19 protein-coding genes are annotated in these 22,228 nt (G+C 61.1%); 12 read left to right on the top strand and 7 right to left on the bottom strand.

Annotated elements, in window-relative coordinates; genetic code table 11:
• The first annotated feature begins 15 nt into the window (after positions 1-15).
• The 4 genes from QPW08_RS10965 to QPW08_RS10950 are packed head-to-tail and all read left to right on the top strand — an operon-like array spanning position 16 to position 3,655.
• On the top strand, positions 16-876 hold the full coding sequence (locus tag QPW08_RS10965; RefSeq protein ID WP_284125849.1) for an ABC transporter substrate-binding protein: 861 nt from the start codon (positions 16-18) through the stop codon (positions 874-876).
• A complete protein-coding gene (locus QPW08_RS10960) occupies positions 873-1,826 on the top strand; it encodes a FecCD family ABC transporter permease (protein ID WP_284125848.1) in 954 nt (317 codons plus the stop codon). The genes QPW08_RS10965 and QPW08_RS10960 overlap by 4 nt, the downstream gene beginning before the upstream one ends.
• Positions 1,823-2,563, top strand: a complete 741-nt coding sequence (locus QPW08_RS10955) for an ABC transporter ATP-binding protein (protein WP_284125847.1) — start codon at positions 1,823-1,825, stop codon at positions 2,561-2,563. Before QPW08_RS10960 ends, QPW08_RS10955 begins: the two co-directional genes overlap by 4 nt.
• A gap of 60 nt (positions 2,564-2,623) precedes the next feature.
• On the top strand, positions 2,624-3,655 hold the full coding sequence (locus tag QPW08_RS10950) for an N-acetylmuramidase domain-containing protein (protein ID WP_284125846.1): 1,032 nt from the start codon (positions 2,624-2,626) through the stop codon (positions 3,653-3,655).
• Positions 3,656-3,734: 79 nt separating this feature from the next.
• Here the strand turns inward: QPW08_RS10950 and QPW08_RS10945 are convergent, their stop codons facing one another.
• The 5 genes from QPW08_RS10945 to QPW08_RS10925 all read right to left on the bottom strand — a co-directional run bounded on the left by QPW08_RS10945 (position 3,735) and on the right by QPW08_RS10925 (position 9,965).
• The gene (locus QPW08_RS10945) at positions 3,735-5,924 is read right to left on the bottom strand and encodes a M3 family metallopeptidase (protein ID WP_284125845.1); all 2,190 of its coding nucleotides are present in this window, start codon (positions 5,922-5,924) and stop codon (positions 3,735-3,737) included.
• A gap of 227 nt (positions 5,925-6,151) precedes the next feature.
• On the bottom strand, positions 6,152-7,345 hold the full coding sequence (locus tag QPW08_RS10940) for a hypothetical protein (RefSeq protein WP_284125844.1): 1,194 nt from the start codon (positions 7,343-7,345) through the stop codon (positions 6,152-6,154).
• Positions 7,346-7,363: 18 nt separating this feature from the next.
• Positions 7,364-7,690, bottom strand: coding sequence for a hypothetical protein (locus QPW08_RS10935; RefSeq protein WP_284125843.1), 327 nt, complete (start codon positions 7,688-7,690; stop codon positions 7,364-7,366).
• 96 nt (positions 7,691-7,786) lie between these two features.
• Positions 7,787-8,905 carry a hypothetical protein gene (locus QPW08_RS10930; RefSeq protein ID WP_284125842.1) on the bottom strand — a complete coding sequence of 373 codons (1,119 nt, stop codon included), beginning with the start codon at positions 8,903-8,905 and terminating at the stop codon, positions 7,787-7,789.
• Positions 8,906-8,915: 10 nt separating this feature from the next.
• Positions 8,916-9,965 carry a caspase family protein gene (locus tag QPW08_RS10925; protein ID WP_284126341.1) on the bottom strand — a complete coding sequence of 350 codons (1,050 nt, stop codon included), beginning with the start codon at positions 9,963-9,965 and terminating at the stop codon, positions 8,916-8,918.
• Here QPW08_RS10925 and uvrA point away from each other — a divergent pair.
• Positions 9,964-12,939 carry an excinuclease ABC subunit UvrA gene (gene uvrA, locus QPW08_RS10920; RefSeq protein WP_284125841.1) on the top strand — a complete coding sequence of 992 codons (2,976 nt, stop codon included), beginning with the start codon at positions 9,964-9,966 and terminating at the stop codon, positions 12,937-12,939. The genes QPW08_RS10925 and uvrA overlap by 2 nt on opposite strands.
• Positions 12,940-13,129: 190 nt before the next feature.
• Here the strand turns inward: uvrA and QPW08_RS10915 are convergent, their stop codons facing one another.
• The gene (locus QPW08_RS10915; RefSeq protein WP_284125840.1) at positions 13,130-14,989 is read right to left on the bottom strand and encodes an NACHT domain-containing protein; all 1,860 of its coding nucleotides are present in this window, start codon (positions 14,987-14,989) and stop codon (positions 13,130-13,132) included.
• Between the two features lie 171 nt (positions 14,990-15,160).
• Between QPW08_RS10915 and QPW08_RS10910 the strand changes: the two genes are divergently transcribed.
• Positions 15,161-16,234 carry a hypothetical protein gene (locus tag QPW08_RS10910; RefSeq protein WP_284125839.1) on the top strand — a complete coding sequence of 358 codons (1,074 nt, stop codon included), beginning with the start codon at positions 15,161-15,163 and terminating at the stop codon, positions 16,232-16,234.
• Positions 16,235-16,317: 83 nt separating this feature from the next.
• On the top strand, positions 16,318-17,271 hold the full coding sequence (locus tag QPW08_RS10905) for a DNA-methyltransferase (protein WP_284125838.1): 954 nt from the start codon (positions 16,318-16,320) through the stop codon (positions 17,269-17,271).
• Here the strand turns inward: QPW08_RS10905 and QPW08_RS10900 are convergent.
• Positions 17,255-18,169, bottom strand: coding sequence for a HindIII family type II restriction endonuclease (locus QPW08_RS10900; protein ID WP_284125837.1), 915 nt, complete (start codon positions 18,167-18,169; stop codon positions 17,255-17,257). The two genes, QPW08_RS10905 and QPW08_RS10900, sit on opposite strands and share 17 nt — an antisense overlap.
• A 288-nt stretch (positions 18,170-18,457) precedes the next feature.
• On the opposite strand from QPW08_RS10900, the gene QPW08_RS10895 reads away from it, so the two are divergent.
• The 5 genes from QPW08_RS10895 (at position 18,458) to QPW08_RS10875 (ending at position 22,205) form a co-directional block, all read left to right on the top strand.
• On the top strand, positions 18,458-18,670 hold the full coding sequence (locus QPW08_RS10895) for a hypothetical protein (RefSeq protein WP_284125836.1): 213 nt from the start codon (positions 18,458-18,460) through the stop codon (positions 18,668-18,670).
• A gap of 141 nt (positions 18,671-18,811) precedes the next feature.
• Positions 18,812-19,255 carry a CHRD domain-containing protein gene (locus tag QPW08_RS10890; protein WP_284125835.1) on the top strand — a complete coding sequence of 148 codons (444 nt, stop codon included), beginning with the start codon at positions 18,812-18,814 and terminating at the stop codon, positions 19,253-19,255.
• Positions 19,256-19,350: 95 nt separating this feature from the next.
• Positions 19,351-19,971: a TIGR02466 family protein gene (locus tag QPW08_RS10885; protein WP_284125834.1), complete on the top strand. Its 621-nt coding sequence runs from the start codon at positions 19,351-19,353 to the stop codon at positions 19,969-19,971.
• A gap of 161 nt (positions 19,972-20,132) precedes the next feature.
• Positions 20,133-20,510, top strand: coding sequence for a hypothetical protein (locus tag QPW08_RS10880; RefSeq protein ID WP_284125833.1), 378 nt, complete (start codon positions 20,133-20,135; stop codon positions 20,508-20,510).
• Positions 20,511-20,585: 75 nt separating this feature from the next.
• A complete protein-coding gene (locus QPW08_RS10875; protein WP_284125832.1) occupies positions 20,586-22,205 on the top strand; it encodes a hypothetical protein in 1,620 nt (539 codons plus the stop codon).
• The last annotated feature ends 23 nt before the right edge of the window (positions 22,206-22,228 follow it).

Here is a 22,228-nt window from a genome sequence, read left to right as displayed (position 1 = left end):
GGCCTTCTCGTTATCGTGGCGCTGGTTGGGTGCGCGCCATCGCATTCCGTTGCGCCGGCGACCGACGGCCCCACAATCGTCAGCCTCAATCCCTGCGCCGATGCGATCCTGGCCGAAGTCACCGCACCGGGGCAGCTCAAGGCGATCAGCCATTACAGCCATGATCCCGCCTCGACCTCGATGGACCTCGCCGTCGCGCGCCACTTCCCGGTGACCGGCGGGACGGTGGAGGAAGTGCTGGCGCTCGATCCCGATATCGTGGTCGGCTCCAGCTTCATGGACCCGGCCACCAGCGCCGCGTTCCAGCGGTTGGGCATCCGGGTCGAAACGCTCGGCATTGCTTCGACGGTGGCTGACAACGAAGCGCAGGTTCGCCAACTGGCCACGCTGGCCGGACAGCCGGAGCATGGCGAGGCGTTGGTCGCTCGCATCGACGCGGCGCTGGCGGCCACGGCCTTTCCCGGCGAGCCCACCCCAACAGTGCTGTGGCAGCCGGGCGGGATCGTACCGGGCGAAGGCGCGCTGGTGAACGAGCTGATGGCGCATACCGGTTTTGCCAGCCACAGCGCCGCGCGCGGCCTCAGGCAGGCGGACTACTTGTCACTGGAACGGATGCTGGCCGATCCGCCCGAACTGCTGCTGGTCGCGGGCGGGGAGCGGGCGCAGCATCACCCGGCGCTGGCCCGGCTCAGCGACATGCGGACCGAGCGGTTCGATGCCAACCTCCTCTATTGCGGCGGACCGACCATTATCCGGGCGGTGGAGCGATTGAAGGAAATTAGAGTCGTAAGCCCACGCTCAAGCGGGAGTCTAGGGCCGCAAGCGGAACGCCAGACTGCAGGAGGCCCCCGCCTGCGCGGGGGAGCAGGTTCTTGAACAAGGCCTCGCTCACCTTCCTCGTCTTTCTTGCCATCGCGTTCCCGCTGTCGCTGCTCGCGGGGCGCGTCTGGATCGACCCGGCGACAACACCCAATGCCGCCGTGATCCTGATGGAGTTGCGCCTGCCGCGCGCGCTGTTGGCCATCACTATCGGCGCGGGGCTGGGCGTAGCTGGGGCGGCGATGCAGGGCTACCTGCGCAACCCGCTGGCCGATCCCGGCCTTTTCGGCATCGCGCCGGGTGCTGCGCTGGGAGCGGTGGCGAGCTTCTGGTTCGGCTATGCCGCTGAGCCTTACCTGTTGCCGCTGTTCGCGCTGATCGGTGCCGGAGGGGCAATGGCGCTGCTGGCGTTGATCGCGGGCCGGACAGGCGGGATCGCGCTGTTCACGCTCGCCGGCCTGATGATCGCCAGCCTGGCGGGTGCGCTGACCAGCCTTGCCATCAGCCTGGCCCCCAATGCCTTCGCCATGAGCCAGATCGTGACCTGGTTGATGGGAGCGCTGACCGATCGCAGCTGGCAGGATGTGTACCTCGCCGCGCCGCTGACCGTGCTGGGCATCGCCTGCCTGTGGCAGACTGCGCGCGCGCTCGATGCGCTGACGCTGGGCGATGCTGCCGCCCGGTCGCTGGGGGTAGAGCCGGGGCGGCTGCTGGCGTGGCTGATCTGCGGCATCGGCCTCACCGTCGGCAGCGGAGTCGCGGTGGCCGGGATCATCGGCTTCGTCGGGCTGATCGTCCCGCATCTGGTGCGCCCGCTGACCGACCGCAAGCCGTCGAGCCTGCTGTTGCCGAGCGCGCTGGCGGGGGCGGTGCTGTTGCTTGTTGCTGACAGCGTGGTGCGGGTGCTGCCATTGGTGACCGAACTGCGGCTCGGCATTGCACTCAGCCTCATCGGGGCGCCGTTCTTCCTGTGGCTGTTGCTGCGGATGAGGAGGGGGCTGGCATGACGCTGGAAGCACGCAACATCTCCCTCGCCAAGCGGTTGGCGGACGTCTCCTTCGTCCTGCGACCGGGACAGGTCACTGCTATCTGCGGACCCAACGGTGCCGGCAAGTCGAGCCTGCTCACGGCGCTTGCAGGGTTGCAGCCGCTTGATGGGGGAGAAGTGCTCCTCGACGGTGAATACCTTGCTGCACTTCACCCGCGCCAGCGTGCCAAGGCCATCGGTTATTTGCCCCAGGAGGGCAAAGTGGCGTGGGACGTCGCGGTGAGAAATCTCGTGGCGCTTGGCCGGTTGCCGCATCGCGACCGCGGCGAGGAGGCCATCGACGGTGCCTTGGCTGCGCTTGATCTAGAAGCCTTCGCCGACCGCCCCGTTTCGACCCTGTCGGGCGGCGAGAGGGCGCGGGCGCTGCTGGCCCGCGTCCTCGCCGGTGAACCGCGCTGGATCCTCGCCGACGAACCGCTCGCCGCACTTGATCTCGCGCACCAGTTTGCCCTCCTTGCTCACCTTCGGGATCAAGCCCGCACGGGCACAGGCGTGGTGCTGGTGCTGCATGACCTGGCGCTGGCCATGAACCATGCCGACCATGTGCTGGTCATGCAGAGCGGCCAGCTGATTGCCGAAGGCGCACCCGCAGCAGCGCTGGCACCGCAAGTCATAGCCGATGCGTTTGGCGTTAACGGTGAATGGATAGGCACCCTCGGCCAAATGGCGTTTTCCTGCTATCCTACAGGCAAATAACCAGAATAGACTCGGGTCCAAGATCGCACCGATATCTCTAATTAAGGGGAGGAATACGCGATGCCGAGTGAATTCAAGGGCGACCCTTCGCCACTGACCGATGCCGATTTCGAACGTTCGGCGACCAAGTTGGGATGTTCGGTCCCCGCGATCCGGGCCGTTGCCCAGGTCGAAAGCCTGGGTGGGGGTTACCTGTCCGACGGGCGGCCCAAGATCCTGTTCGAACGCCACAAGTTCCACAAGTACTCTGGCGGCAAGTGGAGCTCGACCCACTCGCATATCTCCTGGCCCAAGGCTGGGGGGTATAAAGGTGGCGCGAGAGAGTATGACCGGCTGGAAGAAGCCATCGCGCTGGACCGGAAGGCAGCGCTGCTGTCAGCCAGCTGGGGCGCATTCCAGATCATGGGCTTCAATCACAAGATCGTCGGCTATGACAATGTCGAGGATTTCGTAAAGGCGATGGTCGAAAGCTCGGGCAAGCAGCTCGATGCGTTTGTGGCCTTCATCAAGGCCAGCCGGCTCGATGACGAGCTTCGGCGGCTCGACTGGGCCGGCTTTGCCCGCGGCTACAACGGCTCGAACTATCGCATCAACAAGTACGATGAGAAGATGGCCAATGCCTATCGCACCTTCAGCGCCGGGGGATCGCATACCGATAATCCGCATCCGGTGCTGCGAATGGGCAGCCGGGGGCAGGCGGTGATGCATTTGCAGGAGCTGCTAGGCCTGACGCAGGACGGCGACTTTGGCCCCGGAACCAAGGAAGCGGTCATCAAGTTCCAGAAGAAAGCCGGGCTCTATGCCGACGGGATCGTTGGTGGGCAGACCTGGGCGGAACTGCTCAAGTCGAAAGAGAAGAAGCCCGATAGCGAGAAGGCCAAGGCCGACGAATCCCAGCGCAGCCGGGCCCCCTTGCGGATCGGCGACCAGGGTGAGGATGTCGAGTTCCTGCAGGAAAAGCTCGGCATCTATGTCGATGGCGATTTCGGCCCGATGACTCACGCCGCCGTGAAGAAGTTCCAGCAAGACAAGGGGCTGACCGACGACGGGATCGTCGGCCGCAAGACCTGGGAAGCATTGCTGGGCGGCTGATCCCGGCTGCAGCCGAAAAGAAAGGGCCCCGCCGCTGTGAAGCGACGGGGCCCTTTTCATGCCGGTGAGGGCGGAACGCCTACTCGGCTTCGTCGCCGTCGGTGAGGCCGCGCGCTTCGAGCATCGGCGTCACGTCAGGTTCGCGCCCGGCGAAGTTCTTGAACATCTCGAAATAGTCCATCGTGCCGCCGCGGCTGATCACGGTCTTGCGGTAGTGATCGCCATTGGCGCGGGTCAGCCCGCCATTGTCGAGGAACCACTTGCGGCTATCGCGGTCGAGCATCTCGGTCCACAGGTAGCTGTAATAGCCCGCCGAATAGCCGGCCGGCGAGCTGAAGATGTGGTTGAAATAGGTGCTGCGATAGCGTGGCGGCACCAGCCCGATCTCGAGGCCCAGCTCTTCCAGCGCCTTGCGTTCGAACGCGTCGACCTTTTCCGGGCTATCGATCGCGGCGGCCTCTTGCGGCGACAGCGCGGCCCACTTCATGTCCAGCAGCGCCGCTTCGACGACTTCGCCGAAATCATAGCCCTGGTTGAACTTGGACGCGGCATCGATCTTGTCGATCATCGCCTGCGGGATCGGTTCGCCGGTCTTGTAGTGCACGGCATAGTTGGCGAGCACTTCGGGATAGGTCGCCCACATCTCGTTGACCTGGCTGGGATACTCCACGAAGTCGCGTGCTGTAGCGGTACCCGAAAGGCTCTCATACTTCTGGTCGGCGAAGAAGCCGTGCAGCGCGTGACCGAACTCGTGGAAGATCGTGTTGACGTTGTCGAAGTCGACCAGCTGGACTTCGCCTTCGGCTGCCTTGGGAATATTGAGCACGTTGTAAATAACCGGCTTGGCGCCCCACATGTAGCTCTGGTCGACGAAGTTCGACATCCATGCCCCGCCGCGCTTGGACGGGCGCTGGAACGGGTCGAAATAGAACAGACCCAGTTCGCTGCCGTCGGCATCGTACACGGTGTAGACCCATACATCGGGGTGGTAGACGGGCAGGTCGGTACGCTTCTCGAAGGTCAGGCCGTAGAGCTTCCCGGCGGCGTAGAACACGCCGTCTTCCAGCACCTTGTCGAGCTGGAAATACTCCATCATGGCGTCTTCATCGAGCTCGTAACGTTCGGCCTTGACCTGGTTAGCGTAGCGATACCAGTCCCACGGCTTGACTTCGAAATCACCGCCCTTGGCTGCGATCTGCCCGTTCAGCACTTCCGCCTCGCGGCGCTGGGTCGCAGCGAGGGCGGGGACCATCTGTTCCATGAAGCCGAGCGCAGTTGCGGGTTTCTGCGCCATGCGGTCGTACATGGTATAGCTGGCCCAGTCATCTTCACCGAAGATCGCAGCCTTTTCGGCCCGCAGGGTAGCAATTTTCGCCAGCAGCATGCGGCTGTCATAATCGGCCTTGCTACCATCGGCGCGGTGATAGCTGAGCTTGAACAGCTTTTCGCGCGTGGCGCGGTTTTCCAGGCTCGGCAGAAGCGGCTGCTGCGTGGTGTTCTGGAGCGCGATGGCGAATTTGCCCTTGTGCCCCTTGTCCGCTGCCAGCTTGGCGGCCGCATTGATGTCGGCATCGCTCAGGCCCGCCAGTTCTTCACGCGTATCGACGATCAGCGGCTGGTCATTGGTGGCATTGCGCACCAGCTGGCTGAAGTCCGTCGTCAGCGTCGACAACTCGCTGTTGATCGCCTTGACCCGCTCACGCTCCTGCCCGGTCAGCAGTGCGCCGGCGTGGACCATGCCCTTGTAGGTTTCTTCCAGCAGCTTGGCGTCTTCGCGGGTCATCGTCATCGAGGCGCGGTTGTCATACACCGCCTTCACGCGCGCAAAGAGAGCGGGATTGAGCGTGATGCTGTCCCCATGGGCGGACAGAAGCGGGCTCACTTCCTGGTTGATTGTGTCGAGACCGGGGGTGGTGTTGGACCCGGTCAGCGCGAAAAACACCCGCCCGACACGGCCAAGCATGCGGCCCGATTTCTCAAGCGCGACGATCGTGTTTTCGAAGGTCGGCGCATCCGGATTGTCAATGATGGCCTGCACTTCGGCCTTCTGGATCGCCATGGCGGTCTTGAAGGCAGGCAGATAAACCTCTTCGGAAATCCTGTCGAAATCAGGAGTGCGGAACGGCAACACGCTGTCATTGGCAAAATAGGCGACTTGCCAATCGATATCGTTCCGCTCGGCTGTCTTCGCCATGGCAGGCTCCGTAGGAAGGGAAATCGTCGCCAGCATGGCTGCGGCTGCGGTGGTGGCCAGGATCTGGGCCTTCATCAATCTCTCCAATCGTTGGTTGCGACCCGACGGGAGCAGGCAAGTGCTGCTCCAGACGTGCGAGCTGGATCTAGCTGGGGCTGCTTGAACCGGAGATTGATTACAATTGCAACCGGGCATGCGGCGTTGGTCGAGCCCGGGCGCAGGTTGGTCGAAGTGTCAAACCGCCGATGGCCGGAGGTGCAAGGGGCACCTCCGGCCGGCTGGGAGCGAGTGTTGCCCGGTCGCTACTTGGCACTGGCGGATTCGAGAAACCCGCGCGCCCGATCCATCACGGCGGTCGGCAGGCTTTGTTCAAGCAGGCCGAAGAATGCACCGATCAGGAACGCGATGAGGCCGTTGCTCGCCAGCGACTTGGTCTCGAAGTCGCCAATCTCGACTTGCACGATGCCGGTCAGGAATACGAGCGCGAGGATCAGTGTCATGGCGGCGGTGAAGATCAGCCGCATCACCGGGGAAAGGTTGTCCTGTTCCAGCTCGGCGAGGTCGTCGAACGTCAGCACGATTTTCCTCGCCCCGAAACTGGCCCAGGTCCCCATCATGCAGCCCGCCATCAGCACGAACAGGTTGCGCAGCTCATACAGCTCGGACGGGAATAATGCCGGGATCATCCCGTCGCTCGCGGCAACACAGGGAAGAGCCGACCGCCAACCGTCATCGACACCGCAACCTGCAGTGAAGAACCCCGGTGACTTGTCGTACAGGAGGTACAGCAAAAGGAAGCACAGGCCCGCGAGTAGCGCCGGCATGCCGAGCTTCTTCATATAGGTATTCTTGACCAGGCCCGCTTCGCGGTTGCGGACATCGGTTCGCAACGCATCTAGCGCGCCTGAGGCGATGTTGACCTTGCCGCGCAAGGCGGCTTCGCTGTCATCGGTGCCGAGGCCGAGCGCAGCGAGGCTGAAGAGCCGGTCATAGGCTTCGTTGAAGCGCGCAATGCGCTGCTTCCGGCTCGCTTCGCTTTGCTTTTGCCCTGCCGTCATCATGCGGTCGAACAGGCCGGGCAACCCGGACCGGTCGCTGTCGATCTCGGGCGGGCGGTAGATCGCCTTGAGCGTGCTCATGGTCTGTTCGACCCGGTTCTTGAAGGCAATTTCGAAAGGATCGACGATCGAGTTTTTCACTGTGTCCGGAGTGCTCGGTGGTGTTTCGCCGTCGCCTGCGGTATCTGTATCGCCGCCGTCTCCGTCTCGGTCTCCTTCTGCGGGGACTTCGTCGCCTGCTTCAGTTTCAACGCCGGCCTGCTGGTCTTCCGACGGGGCGGGGTCGGGCGTCTCTTCCTCAGGTTCGGCAACCTTGCCGACCTTGCGCATGCCGAAATAGATGTCCTTGGCGAAAGGATCGGGGTCGTTGGCCTTGTATTGGGCGACCTGCCAGCGCTTGCCGACGAAGATGTTGCTGAAGACGGATGCGGTAGGCATGGTTCAGGCTCCTCCGGCTCAATAGGGCCGCTTGCAGGTGGGGCAGCGCTTGGTGCCGATTTCCGGCCCGGTGACGTTTTCCTCATCGCTGCCGGGCAGGACGATTTCCGGCCCGGTCCAGCGCGGCACCTTGATTTCCGGCCCGGTGACCGACGGCCGGATTGTCCCGGGAATGGGGACCTTGATGTCAGGCAGCGACGACTTTGCAACCAGCTGCTTGATCACGGCCAGCTCGGCCAGCAGCGAAGCCGTGTCGATAGCAGGCAGATCGCCCGCCTTGCCGCCGCCGATCCCGTCGATCAGCTTCTCGAGATTGCCGAATGTATCGAGCTTGCCCTTGGGCATGGTTCCCCTCCCGTGTCAGCTGCCAATATGCTCCCGCCGTGCGCCGCGAGTCTTGGATGTTAGCGACACGAGGGTGGGTAAGTGCGATTGAGAATGTCAATTCTTGGGAAGGGTCGACTTGCAATTTGCAACCTTTGAGGTGTCGTCCAGCTTGTGGATGGCGCCAAATGACCGTTGGGTTGTTGTGCAATAGACAATGCCGCTGGCAGCAATGGCACCGTTTGCCGGAGATGAAAGTTTGTAGTTGACGATCAGGCCGGCGGTCACAGCGAGGGATTTGAATCCCAGGGCAGTGCCCAAATTCTTGCGCTTCAGCAGCGTTCCACCGGATTTGGCGATGCTGAGATCGATTACGGCTACAGCGCCGCCAGGTGCTGTGTCACCCAGGCTATCCGACCAGGTTCGCGCACGTACGATTTGTTCGAAGAGTGCTCCATCGTTGGCGGCATCCCCTAGCTTCTTGAGGAGATTTTCATAGGCACCGATAGCTGCTTTTTGCGCATCGCTACGTTTGTCCTGAGGTATGGCAATTACATTTGAATAGGCCTCTGTCGCTTCCGCTAGGGGCTGAAAGACAAGACCAGCGTCATCACTTCGGGGAAGAATTGACCGTGGTTGGCGAACTGTCTTTTGACCTTTGACCAAGCACGCCCCTACAGCATCCTTGAGGACCTCGACATCATTGATGGTGCCTTCGATCTTCGAAACAGTGTCGTCCGATGCCGAGATTGCAGAGATCAGCTGCAGTACGGTTCCGAATGTCGTCAAGAATCCGCGAGAACCGTCACCACCCGCCACTGCAGGCCCGCCAGCCTGGCCACCTTCGATTGACGCACGAAGGGCTTCAGTGACAATCCGGATCTGGGCTTCGTAGGCTGCCCCCTTTTGCACATCCTTGCGATCTTGATCGGTCAGCATCAGGAATTCAGTGGTACCTGGAGATTGCGCACCTATGTCATCACAGATCTTTTGCGCAGCTGATGAGATAGCGCCCGCTGAAAGGAGAGCGGCTTCAATTTCGCCGCCATTCTCTTCAACTGTGGTGTCGTCATTATCTTTCAGGCCCTGGATGAGCTCGGAAAGGGATGTCATCTCCTCTGTAATCGAAGGCTTATCAGAGGAGGACGCATCCTCGCTCTCTTCGGCCAGCACATTTTGACCGAGGCCCAACGCGATTGCCCCGAGGCTAACTGTAATCATCTTAGACAGGCGCATCGTTACTCTCCTAGATCTGGAATGGATTCTGTTGGTCAAATGCTGGCAGGCGGTTCCAATCCACCCTGTGCTGCGGCGTCTGGTATCGGGGAGTTAGCGCCGTCACGAGCCGGTAGAAGGATTGGTAACTTCCCCTGAATTTGCCTTCGTCCCACGCTTGCATGATTGCTTCGGTGAAGACGCCGTTGGCCCCAACTTCGAATGCTAGCTGGGACTCCATGCATGCGGCGAGCAACCGGACGGCACATTGGGGGCGATCAATGCCTTTCTCGGCTCGCACAGTTTCAATGGCAGAAGCAGCAGCCAATTGAATCTCAGTATATTTTTCACGCGACTCTCTGATGGTTCTGCGGGCCACCGACGTCGGCATGATTCTTGGAACCTTCAGGTCGACGAAGTTTCCAAATGAACGCGGCAAGACGCTGTCACGCGACATTGTGCCAGAATGGCAGCTGTCCGAGATCAGGATGATACGAACGTCTTTTTCAAACAGGTACCAATGGTACTCGAGCTCATCATCAAAGAGCAGGCCATCGTAGAGGCACCAGGCGTCGTCTTTGCCGTCGCGCCGTTCGTCTCCATTTAAGTCAGGCACCCTCGTACCGTGCCCCGAATAGGAGATTACCAGCAGATCGTCGGATTCTAGACTCTGCGCGGCCGAGGCAATGGCATTTCGGACATTTTCGCGGGTCGCGGCTTCACCCTTGAGGATGTCCTTCTTCCCAAATCCTGCGTCGGTGGTCAGATCCTCCATTTCTTGGAGATCATTTTCCGGCGCGTTCAGCTGCCCATCCCAGCCATCGTATTGGTCAGGGTCGACGGAGTTGAGTCCTATGTGAATTGCATGGCCTGTGGGCATCTCTATCTCCTCAGATCGAGATGCATCCTGGCATGTGTGGAAACTCTGGCGCGTGATCGCCGTCACGGGTGGGAAAGCCGCCCGCGCGCTCTTGACCTGTGCGAACATTTCAGGAACATGCGGTCCAAAACCGGCCAGTGGCACCACCGCCCAAAGCCCCGCTGGACTCTGATCGCAACACACCCCATCTGGAGCGCCCATGGCACTCACCACAATTTCCGTCCGCGGCGCGCGCGAGCATAATCTCAAGGGGGTCGATATCGACCTGCCGCGGGACAGCCTGATCGTCATCACCGGGCTTTCGGGCTCGGGCAAGTCGTCGCTCGCGTTCGACACCATCTATGCCGAGGGGCAGCGGCGCTATGTCGAGTCCTTGAGCGCCTATGCGCGGCAGTTCCTCGAGATGATGCAGAAGCCCGATGTCGAGCATATCGATGGCTTGAGCCCCGCTATCAGCATCGAGCAGAAGACCACCAGCCGCAACCCGCGCTCGACCGTGGCGACCGTCACCGAGATCTACGACTACATGCGCCTGCTGTGGGCGCGCGTGGGTGTGCCGTATTCTCCCGCGACCGGCCAGCCGATCGAGGCGCAGACCGTCTCCAACATGGTCGATCGGGTGATGGCTCTGCCCGAAGGCACGCGGCTGTACCTGCTCGCGCCGGTGGTGCGCGGACGCAAGGGCGAATACCGCAAGGAACTGGCCGAATGGCAGAAGGCCGGCTTTACCCGCGTGCGGATCGATGGCGAGATGTATCCTATCGAGGAGGCGCCTGCGCTCGACAAGAAGTTCAAGCATGACATCGAGGTCGTGGTCGACCGGCTGGCGGTGAAAGAGGGGCTGGAGACGCGGCTGGCAGACAGTTTCGAGACTGCGCTCAAGCTGGCCGAAGGGCTGGCGTACGTCGATCTGGCTGACCTGGACCGAGTCCCCGCGAAGGCGGGGACCTCAGGCGAAGGCGCTCAACCGACTGAGGCCCCCGCCTCCGCGGGGGCGCAGGATGGCGGCAAGATGAAGGGCGCGGGCATCCCCGCCAACCGCATCGTCTTCTCCGAGAAATTCGCCTGCCCCGTCAGCGGCTTCACCATCGAGGAAATCGAACCGCGGCTGTTCTCCTTCAACGCGCCTCAGGGGGCATGCCCGACCTGCGACGGGATCGGCGAGAAGCAGCTGTTCGATCCGCAGCTGGTGGTGCCGAATGAAGCGCTCAGCCTGAAGCAGGGGGCGGTGGTGCCGTGGGCCAAGTCCAACCCGCCGTCGCCCTATTACATGCAGGTGCTGCAGAGCCTCGCGCGCGCCTATGAGTTCGACCTCACTACCCCGTGGAACGAGCTTGAGCGCGACCAGCGCGATATCATCCTCCACGGCACGGGCGGCATGCCGGTGGCGCTCACCTTCAAGGACGGGCGCAAGGAATATACCGTCACCAAGCCGTTCGAGGGGGTGATCGGCAATCTCAACCGCCGCCTGCGGCAGACCGACAGCGCGTGGATGCGCGAGGAGCTGGCCAAGTTCCAGACCGCGCAGCCGTGCGAGACCTGCGAGGGCAAGCGATTGAACGAGAAGGCGCTGGCGGTGAAGATCCCCAGCGCGAAAGGCCCGACCGATATCGCCGCTCCGGTCAAGATGAGCGTCAGCGATGCGAAGGACTGGTTCCTCGATCTCGACCGCCACCTCAATGACCAGCAGCAGCAGATCGCCCGCGCGATCCTGAAGGAAATCAACGAGCGACTGGGCTTCCTCGATAATGTCGGGCTCGACTACCTCAATCTCGACCGCACCAGCGGCACGCTCTCAGGCGGGGAGAGCCAGCGCATCCGCCTCGCCAGCCAGATCGGCTCCGGCCTCTCGGGCGTGCTCTACGTGCTCGACGAGCCCAGCATCGGCCTGCACCAGCGCGACAACGACCGGCTGCTGGAAACCCTCAAGCGGCTGCGCGACCTTGGCAACACGGTGATCGTGGTCGAGCACGACGAAGACGCGATCCGCCAGGCTGACCATGTGGTCGATCTCGGCCCCGGCGCGGGGGTGCGCGGGGGCGAGGTGGTGGCGCAGGGCACGCTCAAGCAAGTGCTCAAGGCGAAGAACTCGCTCACCGCCGATTACCTCTCCGGCCGGCGCGAAATCGCCGTCCCGCAAACGCGCCGCAAGGGCAACGGCCACCAGCTGACCGTCCATGGCGCGCGGGCGAACAACCTCAAGGACGTCACCGCCTCCCTACCGCTCGGCACCTTCACCTGCATCACCGGCGTTTCGGGCAGCGGCAAGTCCAGCTTCACCATCGACACGCTCTATGCCGCCGCCGCGCGCACGCTCAACGGCGCGCGGGTGATCGCGGGCGCGCATGACAAGGTCACCGGCCTCGAATATTGCGACAAGGTGATCGAGATCGACCAGTCGCCCATCGGCCGCACGCCGCGCTCCAACCCCGCCACCTACACCGGCGCCTTCACCAATATCCGCGACTGGTTCGCCGGCCTGCCGGAGGCGCAGGCGCGCGGCTACAAGCCCGGCCGCTTCAGCTTCAACGTCAAGGGCGGCCGCTGCGAGGCCTGCACCGGCGACGGGCTGATCAAGATCGAGATGCACTTCCTCCCCGACGTCTACGTCACCTGCGAGGAATGCGGCGGCAAGCGCTACAACCGCGAAACGCTGGAGGTGAAGTTCAAGGGCCACTCCATCGCCGACGTGCTCGACATGACGATCGAGGATGCGGAGGAATTCTTCAAGGCCGTCCCCCCGATCCGCGACAAGATGCATATGCTCAACGAGGTCGGGCTCGGCTACGTCAAGGTCGGCCAGCAGGCGACGACCCTGTCAGGCGGCGAGGCGCAGCGCGTAAAGCTCGCCAAGGAGTTAGCCAAACGCAGCACCGGGCAGACGCTCTATATCCTCGACGAACCGACCACCGGCCTGCACTTCGAAGACGTGCGCAAACTGCTCGAAGTGCTGCACCGGCTGGTGGACCAGCGGAACAGCGTGGTGGTGATCGAGCACAATCTGGATGTGATCAAGACGGCTGACTTTATCCTCGACCTCGGCCCGGATGGCGGCGTGCGGGGCGGGCAGGTTGTGGCGCAGGGGACTCCCGAGGAGGTTGCTGCGGTGAAGGGGAGTTATACGGGTCAGTATCTGAAGCCGATGCTGGCGCGGCAGCGGGAAGCTGCCGAGTAGCGGCGGATGGCCTGTCCTGAACTTGTTTCAGGATCACGGCGGTGAAGGGGAGTTATACCGGGCAGTATTTGAAGCCGATGTTGGAGCGGCAGGCGGAGGCGGCGGAGTAGTGAAATGCAACATGAAGGCGCTGTAGCTCAACCTCTTGCTACAGCCCGCGACCAGATGATTCCGCCACAGGAACACACACTCATAAGGGTTTGAGAAGATCGTCTCTAACCGAAACGCGAGCCTTCTCCGACGCTCGAAGCTGCTTCTGAAATTCTTGTAGCTTTTGAGAGAAACCCACGATCATCTCGCGCAAGTCTGTGTTCTGTAGCCACCCTCTTGCATGGGAACCTCGTATCTCAAAGGCGCCGTTGTTTTTCTTCGCTATTTTCTGGATGCGATCCCATACTTCCTTGTTCTCGTCGCGCTCATAGAGGTCTGACTTCCATGTCTTGAAGGGATCGACATACGATCCGAAGACTAACTCCTCGGTCTGCATACTTGGATATACGCGGCTCAGAGTATTGAGAATGCGGAGAGGGCTCTCTTGCGGGTATGATACACGGGTCAAAGATCCCTTCTTGAAGTCGACATCCATCTCCGAGATATATTTTGACAAGAATTCATACACCCCATCGTCCTCCTTGGTCATATTTCGCAATTCTCTAATTAGACCAGCGATGTAAGGCGATACGAAGCGAGACTCTACAAGCGCTACATCAATCTCATGCATCATTGGGAAGACGTTTTCGGTATAGCCCCTTGATAGGGCCGTTTCGAATATTTCACTCGCGTTCTTACCGTTGTAGTCGCAACAGAATCTTGCAGTGAAGTACTCCTGGAAAGACCGATGAGAAAAAACGTTCAATAGACCATCTCTCTGCAAAAGGCATGTGGACTCAATGCAGTCGTTAGCTACCGCTGAAGCGCTAATTTTTCTCCCGCTATCAGAGCTTTCCTTGAGAAAATAGTTGATCGATGATCTTATGAGGGTATTTAGTTCATCATCACTGAACTCGCGTATGCTGTTTATGTAAGACTTATAGCAAAAATGAGAAAATATTGATCGAAACTCATCAATCTCAAGATTTGCATGTTTTTCGCGTGTAAAAGACTTCGTCGCATCATGGCGCTGGTAAAGTGCTTCGTACGCAAGTTTGAAATAATTTGTTATCTTTATCGGAACATCGGCCCACTGGTTGTAAGTTAGTAGCATTATGGTCACTAAGAGTGGATTCGATAGAAAACTCTCATGCCTCTCATAGAGCCCGTTTTCCATTGCGCGTATGAGGTTTTTCTTCGTACCGTCATGGAATTCAATCTTCTGAACTACCTCGATTGATTGGCTAAGACTTAAGGGTTCAGTGTGAAAGGTGCTGAATTCGCTCGCAAGTTCAAGCCGCTCATCTGGTCTCGTCGAGACAACAACTCCCACATTCTTATGATTTCGCCCGAGGTACTGGATGCTTCGTATGGTTCCTTCACGTAGCCGAGGGGGTATTTCATCGACTGCATCAATGAATACGGTTAAAAGCCCCTCCTGAAATCCTAGCATGAACTGGTTTAGAGTGAGTTCGGAATTGGAGTCGACCGTCGTACGATACAGAAATGCAGCGAAATTGGTTTGGAGATCTGCTTCATTTATTTCCTTAATATCGACGAAGAGCGGGATAGTCTGGTGATGTAGAACCGATGATATCAGCTCTTGGACTGCCCATTTCATGAAGATTGTTTTCCCGGACCCAGCCGTTCCGGAGAGAACGATTTTATTTCCGCTTTTCACTACTTCAAGCAATCTGTCGTCGGTGCATGCATGTTCGCGGTGCCGGAATGTACCGGAAACATAGCAATCCTTTAGTAGGGCGCTTTGGTCTCGATATATCATGTTTTTGACTGTTTTTGTGCGGTCGTCTGCCCAGGAAAGGTGCCCTTCGAACGCATTGGTATATTTCACGATGAATTCATCGTATTTCTTCGTGCCCAACTTTTTCAATAACCGACCTGCGGGACCAATTCCGCTTGAAACTGCACTGGAAACCAAAGGAGAGAAGAGTTCCTGCATTGTGCTACCTAACTATTACGCTGATCTGCATGAGCGTGGATCAGGTGTTACCGCTGGTCAATGGGGGCGACTGAAAACGGTCTGGACGTTTGGTGTTTGGAGCCTCTGTCCTACACCCCCCTCGATGTATAAATAACCCGGTTCCCCTCAATCCCCCCAAAGGAGGAACCGATGCAGATCAACCCCCGGCTCGATCCCGATACCACCCACCCGATTGTCCTGTTCGAGGACCTTTATGGAGAGGACCCGCGGGCGCCGCAGACGCAGTTTGTGCTGGAGCGGCAGATTGCCTTTCTCGAGGCGCTGGCGGTTACCGGCTCGGTCCGCGCGGCGGCGCGGCGGGTCAAGGTCTCGCACCAGACCTGCTATCGCGCGCGGCGCGGCTCGGCGGCGTTCGGGCGGGCGTGGGATGCGGCGCTGGTGATCGCGCGGGCCTCGGCCGAGGCGCAGCTGGCCGAGTGGGCCATGCACGGGCGCGTCGTCGACGTGTGGTATCACGGCGAGATCGTCGGCCAGCGCACCGTCCATTCCGACCGGCTGATGCTGGCGCACCTCGCGCGGCTCGACCGCAAGTGCGACGATGCCCGCGTCGCGGCGATGGCGGAGGATTTCGACGGGCTGATCCGCCGGATGCGGGCGGGGGAGGGGATTGAGGTTCCTTCAGCATGTGTCCCTGCGCAGGCAGGGACCTCCAACGGTTGCGCGCCACCGCGGGAGGCCCCAGCCTGCGCTGGGGCTCACGGGAAGGTCGCTGGGGCTCACGGGAAGGTGGCTGGGGCTCGCACTGAGAGCGTGCGCCGGGAGGGTGACACTCGCGATTCCGCCACCGGAGAGATTTTGTCGCCTGGACAGTGGTCCATGCGGTCCATGTCGCGTGATGGTTGTCCTACCGCTGCGCTACATGAGGACGGTGGAGATTCCCGAGTCCCCGCCTCCGCGAGGGATCACGTTCCCTGCTCCCAATGCGGCGGCCTCTGCAATGACCCGGAGGCCAAGCTGACCCAGGCCGACTGCCAGTGGTTCGGCAACCGGCTCGAGCGGATGTACGATGCCGTGCCCCCGGGCGAGCGGCGGGTGCGGGGGCTGAATATTGGGCCGCAAGACTGGGGCATCGACGAGATCCATATCGAGGCCTTCGAAGCCGGGCTCGCCGAGTGGTGGCTGATCGAAAGCGAGGAGGAGCTGGAGGAGCGCCTGGCCTCTGCCTTGCCCGCATCGGGCGCGGAGCTCGCCCAAGTTGCCTGAGGGCCGGACGCCGCCTTGCAAAGCGGTCTAAAAGCCGGGTTCGGGCGCAGACAGCCGGGTGCGAAGTTGCTACCCCTCGGGGCATGTCCAAGGCCGCTCGCATCGCTGCGCCCCCTGCAACGGGGCTGCCCCTCGACGAGGTGCATCAGGGCGACTGTATCGAGCTGCTGAAGAGCGTGGCGTCGGGTTCGGTCCACCTGATCCTGAGCGACATTCCCTATGGCATCGGGGCCGAAGACTGGGATGTGCTGCACAGCAATACCAACAGCGCCTATCTCGGCAGCAGCCCGGCGCAGCAATCGGCGGGGGCGGTGTTCAAGAAGCGGGGCAAGCCGATCAATGGCTGGTCGGAGGCCGACCGGGCCATCCCGCGCGAGTACCAGGACTGGTGCAGCAGCTGGGCCGGCGAATGGTTCCGCGTGCTCAAGCCGGGGGCGAGTGCGTTTGTCTTTGCCGGGCGGCGGCTGGCGCACCGCTGCATCTGCGCGATGGAAGATGCCGGGTTCAGCCTCAAGGACCAGCTGGCGTGGATGCGCGAGCGGGCGCCGCACCGGGCGCAAAGGCTCAGCGTGGTGTATGAAAGACGCGGCGATGCCGCCTCGGCCGAGGACTGGCGCGGCTGGAGGGTGGGCAACCTGCGCCCGACCTTCGAGCCCGTGCTGTGGTTCACCAAGCCTTACAAGATCGGCACCACGCTGGCGGACAATGCGCTGGCGCACGGGGTGGGGGCGTATAACCAGGACGCCTTCCTGCGCTATCGGGCCGAGCCGGAGAATGTGCTCGGCGGCGGCTTTGGCAAGGGCGAGGCGGGCCTGCATCCGACGCAGAAGCCGGTGCTGCTGATGCAGTCGATCATCGAGCTGACCACGAAGCGCGGGCAGCTCGTGCTCGACCCGTTCGCCGGGAGCGGCTCGACGCTGGTGGCGGCGCGCGATCTGGGCCGGCACTATCTCGGGATGGAAGCCAACCCGGACTATGTCGACACGGCTCGCAGTCGCCTCAGGGATGACCTGTTCGCGACTAGCCCGGGTTCATGAGCGCGTTGCCGGAGACGGCCGAGATGACATCGGAGCGGCTGTCGATCTTGTGCATCGAAACGAGCTGCCTGACGGCTTCCTGATGCGACAGGCGGGCGATCTTGTCGCGCTCGGCTGCGAGATGGTCGAGGGCGATCTGTTGCGAAATGGCGATGCTTTCCGTGGTTGCCTGTTGCTCCTGCTCCCACAGCGCCGCCACTGATGGGTGATGGCCCAGCATCGTCCGGTTGACGGCGCGCCAATAGGGGGCGGCATCCTTGGACGGGGTCAGTGCCTCGACCGCCTGGAAGACCTGCAGCAGCAGGCCGATCGCTGCCTCGCTGCCTTGCGCATCGGCCAGCTGGGCCAGCACGGCGAGATGGGAATAGGAGAACACGCAGACATTGCGCTGTGCTGCCTGGTGGTAGATCTGGCTGCTGCGCGAAGGGAGTTGGTAGAGCGGGCAGACCACCATGGCGTAGGGCTTGCCCCGCTTCCAGCCATCCATGGCCTGGACCTTGAAGTCCTTCTGGTTCTTGGCCGTGCGGCTCAGGCGAAACACCTTGGCATCGGCGACAAAGCTGAAGTCGTCGGCCTCGACTTCGACATCCGCCGCATCGGCGCGCTCGGTCAGCACAGCGCTGTCCATCCCCATGAAGGCGTACGCCGCAGAGATCAGCGCATCGGTGTATTTGGAGTAGAGCTTCTCCTCGCTCGAATCGTGACCGTAGGACTCCGGGATGGCGGAGCAAAGCCGCAAGTGATCGAGCAGGGCCGGCAAGCCATCCGTGCCAATCTCGCGGTTCAGCTCTGCTTCGACGCGGCTGGAATCCGCTCCGAAACTACCGCTCAAGGTCACGATCTCATCGATCCACTGCAGGCGGCGCTTTTTTGCAGCTTCGGTTATGATCTCAATCATTGTCCGCTTCCCGCTCCACTGCCCCGGCCCGAGCATTGCCCACCCCCGTGGCGGCATCGGCCAGGTATCGTCATCGGGCCCAAGTGCACATTTGCCAAGCAGGCTGTAACCCTTTGAGATGTCGAAGTCGTGTCGCAGCAACCGAGGGGTCGTTCGACAGTGTCCGTCTGCGACGGCGGAACGTCCATACCTAACACTGGCTTACAAATGTCGTTTGCATACAATTCGGCGAAAAATCATGGCTGTATCAGGCACTTCGTTAGCCCCCGGCAAGTAAGGGAGGATCGCTTGCCAGAGACCGAGATCGCATGTCCGGTGTGCCAATCGCCGCTCGTCTTCGACGCGACCTTGCTGGTGCGCGGTGACAAGATCACTTGCGGCACCTGCGATACCGCGATCGGGATAGAGCCGGGCGGCAATACCAAGGCGACGATGGAAGCCTTTGCTGCCGCTCGCCGCACGGCGGAAGCGCTCAAGGTCGAACGCAAGAAGCGGGGGTAGTTGCGCGAGGCTCGTCCCGCACCTCACATTGCATCTATTCGCGTATTTGTTTCATTACTATATTGCGGTCTGCGCTTCCCGCCGTCCCGGACGTGGGGCCGTCCCACGGGGCACCGGCAGGAAGCGCGGAGAACCCTCGTGATGTCCTGGAATGCACCTTTCGCTGCCGCGCTGTTCGCGGGTACGCTAGCCTTCGGTTCTGCTGTCGCGCTGTCTGCGCAGGACGAGCAGGAGCCGCTCAAGCACTATGTCTTCACTTCGGCCGATGGTGACAGCGTGGTCGGTGGCGGATCGGACGAAGGCTATGCCGACTTCAGTGCGGAGATCGATCCGTCCACCGGCGAAATCTGCTACACGCTCAGTACCGACCTCCAGATGACCGTTGCGCATATCCACAAGGGCAAGCCTGGCGAGAATGGTGCGCCGGTAATGACGCTGCAGCAGACACCCGAGGAAGATTCGGTGTGCGAAACAATCGATACCAAGCTGGCGAAGGATATCGGCGGCAAGCCTGGCAATTACTACGTCAACGTCCACACTGCGGAGTTCCCCGGCGGTGCGATCCGCGGCCAGCTGGAGGAGTAGCGCCGGTGGGCGTTGACCCTTCGCCCCCTTGCTAGCGGGCGGGGCGAAGGTCTAGAGTCGATGCCGGGACTGATAATCTGGGGACTGCCAAGCCGATGGCCACACGCGCTTTCGACGTCAAACCGCTATTTGCGGAGCCGTATTTCGTTACCAATATTGCCGACGCGATCTCGCCGAAGCAGGTGAAATTCATCCAGTCACTGAAGATGAACACCAATCAGGTGAACCAGATCTCCGACGAACTCTACCTGTTCGCCAAGCCGGAGATGAAGAGCATTGCCAAGGCGGTGCAGGAATGCCTGGACACTTATGCCAGCGAGGTGATGGGTATCCCGCAGAAGCTCGAGGTGACTCAGAGCTGGGCGCTGATGAACCCGCCGGGCGTCGGCATGCACGGGCATACCCATTCGAACTCGATGATCTCAGGTTCACTCTATTATACCGACATGCCCGATCCGCCTGGCAACATGATCTTTGAACGCCACAACACCTACCGCCAGATCGAGCTCGGTATCGATGGCCGCAAGCAGAACATCTACAACGCGCCGCGCAATGCCGTGGTGCCGAAAATGGGCGACCTGGTGCTCTTCAGTTCGAGCCTGCAGCACTATGTCGAGACCAACAATTCGAACCAGAACCGCTACTCGATCGCCTTCAACACTTTCGTGCGAGGGACGATCGGCAGCTTCCGCGATGTCAGCGAGCTGAAACTCTGACGGCGGGCGGCCCGATGTCGCATCCGTGCAATCGCATGGTCAATAAACTGTTACCCTTGCTCCATGGTCGCGAGTCGAACGGAGGGGTGACTCGCATACTCAGAGCGTAGAAACGCCGGGGGCGAGTGCCTGTCCGTAAAATTCAGGACAGGAGAACACAGATGAGAAAGACCATTACTGCCGTCGCCGGAGCTGCCCTCATGGTTGCAGGCCTTGCTGCACCTATGGCACCGCTGGCTGCCAAGTCGGACAATGCGGCCACCATCAACAAGGACTTCGGCTGCGGCTTTGCCGTCGCAACACCTGAGGGTATCGTGATTGCCCAGGGCGACAGCCCGACCCGAGTAGTCACCACCTCATCCGGCAATGTCACCGGCTTCTGCAACATCGACGTGACCTCGGGCAGTGTCTCCAAGGCATTCGTGCTCAAGGGCTTTGGCTGCACCGTGGCAGGCAATGTCGCCACTGACACAATCCTGACGGTCTCGCCGAGCGGCAAGGCAACGCTGCGCTGCACTGTCCGCCAGGGCAAGCTCTGACAGACTCGCAGGGTGACTATGCTTGATGGCGATTTCCGGCGGCAAGCCGGGAATCGCCATTGAGGCGAGCTGGGTATGAAGCACCGATCACGAAGATTCACTGCATTGGTGGCGCCGGGCATTGCGGCAATTGTCGCGCTGCAACTGGTCGCGCCATCGGTCGTTCAAGCGCAAGACAGCTCGGGCGATGATGTGGAGCTGCCAACTCTGGACGCATATCCGGCCTCCGGGAAACTCGCTCCGGCCTCGGGCTACTTCGAAAACGAGGGAGCCTGCAGGCTGTCGATGGTCCCACGCCGTAGCGAAGCGAGTGCCCTCGGCTGTGCCTTTGAAGACACCACGCTCGGCTTCAAGCTGGCAGACACTATCGAGCTAGCAGGTGGAGGGATCGGGATTGAAGCGTCTTTCGCTCGCGGCACGAGCGGTGCTTTCGCGCTCGATCACATCATGCGCGGTTATCGCGCAGGCATGAACGCAGAGGCCACGCTCGCTGCAATCGGATTGGATGCAAAGCTGCTTGACGGCCGGCTGGAGTGGGAGAGCCGGATCAGCTGGAGCCGTGAATGGGAAGTGCCGGTGGCAGATTCGCCCATCAGGCCGCTGCGGCTGTCAGAAGACACAGGTGCGGCTTCGGAACACCGGATCAAGGCCACGCTGATCGACAGTCCTGGAGTGACCTGGTCGGTCGAAGGCAAATACTCCACCGCAGACGCCGGCTATCGCCCGTTCTATGTTTCGTTACCGGACCGCTTGTTTGCGACCGAGGGCGAGACAACTCGTCTTGATACCCGCCTCGCCATCGATGGGTGGAACCTCAGGGCAGGGTTCTCGACCATAGACAACACCTTCTTGTCCAGCCGACGCAACGCACTCTCTGTGTCGAAGGGGGGAATAACCGCCAGGTGGACCGAGCGCCGCGGTCAGTCCAGCTGGACAGGCCATGACCAATCCGGTCGCTGGACCGAGACTGCGAGCCGAACCTATGGTCTCGATGTCTCGACCTTCGAACTCGCCCCCATGCTGGCGATGGCCGATGAAGGGTTCGCTTCGCTCCTGCCCAAGACGCTGACATTGGAGCTGGAAACGAAGACTATCGACAGGTTCGACGGTGGCAATGCCAGCGGTTACCGTAGCAAAGGGGTGAGCGCATTGGGCCTTTGGACAACCCCGATCGGAGACACGATCATCAGCTTCCGCAACGACCGGGCCAAGGGTAGCGATCGCTTTGGCAGGTCCACCGATGGGAGCGAGACCTTCTTGCTTGTGAGCCACACCCTCTACCTCGGTGACTGGAGTGTGGACCTCGATTACATCAGCAACCGGGAGGCGAGCCGCAGCCTGCGCGCGTTGCGCGATGGTTCGAACGTCGGCTCGTTTGGTGTGGGTGCGCGCTATGCCCGCAAAGGCATGCCAACGATCGACCTCAGGATCGGGCGGGACACCATGGACATTTCCTCCGCCGAAGGCGCGCTGCAATTGCATGACAGGTCATTGCGCGCTGAAGCCGAAGTGAACTTCACGCCCTGGCTCCAGCGCAAGCTGGATCGGACTGACATGGAGCTCAGGCTTTCAATGCGTTGGGATTTCGACAATTCCGGTTACGAGCTGGCGCTGTTCGACGAAATCATCGACAGCGAATTCGAAGCAACGCAGGGACGAGGCGCATTGCTGACGTTCGTCATGCAGCTCCAGTAGTCGCCGTCCGTCTCTCGGCTTGT

Source organism: Parerythrobacter aestuarii, assembly GCF_030140925.1.
Taxonomy (GTDB): domain Bacteria; phylum Pseudomonadota; class Alphaproteobacteria; order Sphingomonadales; family Sphingomonadaceae; genus Parerythrobacter; species Parerythrobacter aestuarii.
Note: the sequence above shows the minus strand (reverse complement) of the source record. Positions and strands in the feature narration are given on the sequence as shown.

Bases quoted from the DNA above. Each gene is read 5' to 3' on its own strand.
- QPW08_RS10915 (WP_284125840.1), bottom strand. From the start codon at position 14,989: ATGCAGGAACTCTTCTCTCCTTTGGTTTCCAGTGCAGTTTCAAGCGGA.
- QPW08_RS10930 (WP_284125842.1), bottom strand. From the start codon at position 8,905: ATGCGCCTGTCTAAGATGATTACAGTTAGCCTCGGGGCAATCGCGTTG.
- QPW08_RS10935 (WP_284125843.1), bottom strand. From the start codon at position 7,690: ATGCCCAAGGGCAAGCTCGATACATTCGGCAATCTCGAGAAGCTGATC.
- QPW08_RS10910 (WP_284125839.1), top strand. From the start codon at position 15,161: ATGCAGATCAACCCCCGGCTCGATCCCGATACCACCCACCCGATTGTC.
- QPW08_RS10900 (WP_284125837.1), bottom strand. From the start codon at position 18,169: ATGATTGAGATCATAACCGAAGCTGCAAAAAAGCGCCGCCTGCAGTGG.
- QPW08_RS10945 (WP_284125845.1), bottom strand. From the start codon at position 5,924: ATGAAGGCCCAGATCCTGGCCACCACCGCAGCCGCAGCCATGCTGGCG.
- QPW08_RS10925 (WP_284126341.1), bottom strand. From the start codon at position 9,965: ATGGGCGCTCCAGATGGGGTGTGTTGCGATCAGAGTCCAGCGGGGCTT.
- QPW08_RS10890 (WP_284125835.1), top strand. From the start codon at position 18,812: ATGTCCTGGAATGCACCTTTCGCTGCCGCGCTGTTCGCGGGTACGCTA.
- QPW08_RS10905 (WP_284125838.1), top strand. From the start codon at position 16,318: ATGTCCAAGGCCGCTCGCATCGCTGCGCCCCCTGCAACGGGGCTGCCC.
- QPW08_RS10880 (WP_284125833.1), top strand. From the start codon at position 20,133: ATGAGAAAGACCATTACTGCCGTCGCCGGAGCTGCCCTCATGGTTGCA.
- QPW08_RS10950 (WP_284125846.1), top strand. From the start codon at position 2,624: ATGCCGAGTGAATTCAAGGGCGACCCTTCGCCACTGACCGATGCCGAT.
- QPW08_RS10955 (WP_284125847.1), top strand. From the start codon at position 1,823: ATGACGCTGGAAGCACGCAACATCTCCCTCGCCAAGCGGTTGGCGGAC.
- QPW08_RS10940 (WP_284125844.1), bottom strand. From the start codon at position 7,345: ATGCCTACCGCATCCGTCTTCAGCAACATCTTCGTCGGCAAGCGCTGG.
- uvrA (WP_284125841.1), top strand. From the start codon at position 9,964: ATGGCACTCACCACAATTTCCGTCCGCGGCGCGCGCGAGCATAATCTC.
- QPW08_RS10875 (WP_284125832.1), top strand. From the start codon at position 20,586: ATGAAGCACCGATCACGAAGATTCACTGCATTGGTGGCGCCGGGCATT.
- QPW08_RS10885 (WP_284125834.1), top strand. From the start codon at position 19,351: ATGGCCACACGCGCTTTCGACGTCAAACCGCTATTTGCGGAGCCGTAT.